Annotated in this window: 2 protein-coding genes and 1 pseudogene; 1 reads left to right on the top strand and 2 read right to left on the bottom strand. The window is 63.3% G+C overall.

Features of this window, described 5'->3' with window-relative positions; all coding sequences use genetic code 11:
- A pseudogene (locus VL598_RS02930) lies at positions 1-217 on the top strand (C4-dicarboxylate ABC transporter); the annotation flags it as partial.
- Positions 218-361: 144 nt separating this feature from the next.
- On the opposite strand, the gene VL598_RS02925 reads toward VL598_RS02930, so the two are convergent.
- Together VL598_RS02925 and VL598_RS02920 are read right to left on the bottom strand one after the other, a co-directional pair.
- Entirely contained in the window at positions 362-1,936 is a 1,575-nt protein-coding gene (locus VL598_RS02925; RefSeq protein ID WP_325325206.1) for an amidase, read from the bottom strand.
- A 196-nt stretch (positions 1,937-2,132) separates the two neighbouring features.
- Positions 2,133-2,747, bottom strand: a complete 615-nt coding sequence (locus tag VL598_RS02920; RefSeq protein ID WP_325325207.1) for a DJ-1/PfpI family protein — start codon at positions 2,745-2,747, stop codon at positions 2,133-2,135.
- Positions 2,748-3,019 lie beyond the last annotated feature (272 nt).

The following is a 3,019-nucleotide window of genomic DNA, read 5'->3' as shown; positions in this document are numbered from 1 at the left end:
CCTCGGATGGTGGGGCTTCACATTCCCGATCGGGGTCTACACGCTCGCCACGTTCAATCTGGCTCGTGTCACCGGGTTTCAAGGCTTTACGGATGTCGGCGTCGTGCTCGCGGTCATGCTCGACGTGCTCTGGCTGGTAGTCCTGAGCCGCACGATCCGCGGCCTGATGTTCGAGCGCCTGTTCCGTGCGCCGTGTCTCGCAGACGCTCGCACGTGATCCACACCCGAGTTGGGCAGTGGAACTTGACGGCGAGCGCCTTCGCGACTGTCCATAACCCTAGCCGACTATGGCCGGGTTGCCCCGGGCTTGGCGCAGCGCCTGAGCGAAGCATCGCTGCTCGCACGGGCGCCGCGCCACCATTCAAAGCGATGTGCCGAGCGGCGGCATACTCGAATGCGCCAGGAACTGCGGATCGCGGCGCCATTGCGTCGCTTGCTCGAACGCATAGCCATATGCGAGCAGCCGCGCTTCACTCCAGGCCGGCCCGACGAACGACAACCCCACGGGCAAGCCGCGTACGAATCCCGCCGGCACGGTCAGATGGGGATACCCGGCGACGGCGGCTGGCGTCGAAAATCCGTCGCTGGCGCTGTCGCCGTTGATGAAGTCCGTGAGCCATGCCGTGCCCCCCGTCGGCGCAATAATCGCGTCGAGGCGGTGCTGGTGAAACGCATGGTCGAGGCCCTCCTCGCGCGCGCGTTTCGCGCACACGGCAAGCGCTTTGCGGTAGTCATCGCTGTCCAGATCGCCGAGTGCCTGCGCCTGGAGAAGCAACTCCTGGCCAAAGAACGGCATTTCGCTCTCTTGGTGCTTTTCGTTGAAGGCGATGACGTCGGCGAGGTTCTTGACGGGCGCGTTGGGCGCGAACCGCGCGAGCCACAGCGGCAGCTCGTGCTTGAACCCGTGCAGCAAGACGCTGAGCTCCTCGTTGGCGTAATCGACCTTCGGCAGCTCGATCGGGTCGACGATGGTCGCGCCGAGCGCGATCAGTTGCGCGATTGCGCGCTCGATCTCCCCGTCGATCTCATCGTGCCCGGTGAAGTACTCGCGCGCCACACCAATGCGCGCGCCACGCAAGGCGTTCTTATCGAGCGCCGCAACGTAGTCGTCGGGGGGCGGCGCTTGCAGCGTCGCAGGATCATTGCTGTCCGGGCCTGCAATCGCTGCGAGCAGCCGGGCTGCGTCGGCAACCGTGCGAGTTATCGGCCCCGGCGTATCCTGCTTGCTCGTGATCGGCACGACCCCATCGCGACTCACACGGCCAACGGTCGGCTTGAGGCCGACAATGCCGTTGATGGACGCAGGCGACGTAATCGAGCCGTCGGTCTCGGTGCCGACCGCCATCGACGCAAGGCCGGCCGCAATGGCCGCGCCCGCCCCGGAGCTCGACCCGCTCGCCGTGCGATCAAGCGCGTGCGGATTACGCGTGAGCCCGCCACGCGCGCTCCAGCCGCTCGTCGCCCGCGTCGAACGGATATTCGCCCACTCGCTGAGATTGGCCTTGCCCACGATGACGGCACCGGCGTCGCGCAGGCGCGCGACGACGAAGGAGTCGCGCGTGGCACGGATGCCGTCGAGCGCGAGTGAGCCCGCCGTTGTCGACATCCGGTCGCCCGTCGCGATGTTGTCTTTGACGACGAGCACCGCACCATGCAGCGGGCCGCGCACCTTGCCAGCGTGCCGCTCGGCGTCGAGGGACGCTGCGATCCGATGCGCGTCCGGGTTCAGTTCGATGATGCTGCGCAGTTGCGGACCTTGACGGTCGAGCGCTTCAATACGCCGCAGATAATGCGCGAGCGTGGCGCTGGCGAGGAGCGAATCTTGCGGAATCGGGCCGTTGACGGCCCCCAAAGGCATGTCCGCTGCAGCAGCCGGGCGGGAGCTGAGGGCGGCGCTTAGGCAAGCGAGTGAAGTGAAAAATCGGCGTCGTTGCATTGGCACAGGCTGAATAGCGGAGAAAAGCCTGCGAGGCTAACCGAAAAAAATGCGGCGAACAATTTCTCCCTTCGACGAACACTATTGACGGCACTGCGCCAGAAGATTATGAAGTAGCCAATTCAGGCAGCGGCAAAGACGGCGGTGGCTTCCAGGACGCATGCTTCCGCCGCATTGAGGCCTTCCTGGATCTACTTCATGTCGTGGATTTTGTTTGGAGACACGGCAAGATGTGTTGCATTGCGCGCGCGACGTAGCCATCCTTCTCTCCGACCGGCGCAACATAATGAAGAGCAGCCTGCGCTGCTTCGATACTGTCCAGACGGGCAATCATCCAGGCAGCCAGATAGGGCGACGCCAAACACCCTCCGGCGGTTGCTACGTTGCCTTTGGCATGGAAAGGCTGGTTCAGCACATCAACGCCTGCCTCCTGCACCCACGGCTTAGTCGTCAGATCGGTACATGCCGGCACGCCGCCCAACAACCCAAGTTTGGCCAGGACAAGCGTGCCCGAGCATTGAGCTCCGAGCAACTGCCTTGACGGATCAAGCTGCAGCTGCGCCATCAAAGCGTTGTCCGCGACGACTTCCCGCGTCCGCATGCCGCTACCGACGAGCACGCCATCGGCGGTATTCGCCTCGCTGAGGGTAATCTGCGATTCGAGCACCACCCCGTTCATCGAACGAACCCGCTCCGTCGGGCTTGCAATTGAGACTCGCCAGCCAGGTTTCTTGATGCGGTTGAGAATGCCGAACGCGATCAGGGAGTCGAGTTCGTTAAAACCGTCGAAAGTCAGTATGGCGATATGCATGGGCGCCTCGTCTGCGCAATCACGTTGGCACATGGTACGGCAGAAAAAGGGGTAATGAATCTGATCTATTACCGTCGCACCAGCGCAAGAGAGAAAACGTGTCTTCTGCGCGGTTTGCACAGGGAATAAAAGCGCGCCCAGATCGGTCTGACGCAAAGCACACTGCGAGCAGACCACGCCCCGGCGACTCCAACCGAGACTGGCGATGACCGACCCAGACATCGTGCAGCGTTTCGAAACCCTAGTCCTGCCCCATATGCATTCGGCCTACG

This window comes from Trinickia sp. (assembly GCF_035492435.1).
In the GTDB taxonomy this organism is placed as follows: Bacteria; Pseudomonadota; Gammaproteobacteria; order Burkholderiales; family Burkholderiaceae; genus Trinickia.
Note: the sequence above shows the minus strand (reverse complement) of the source record. Positions and strands in the feature narration are given on the sequence as shown.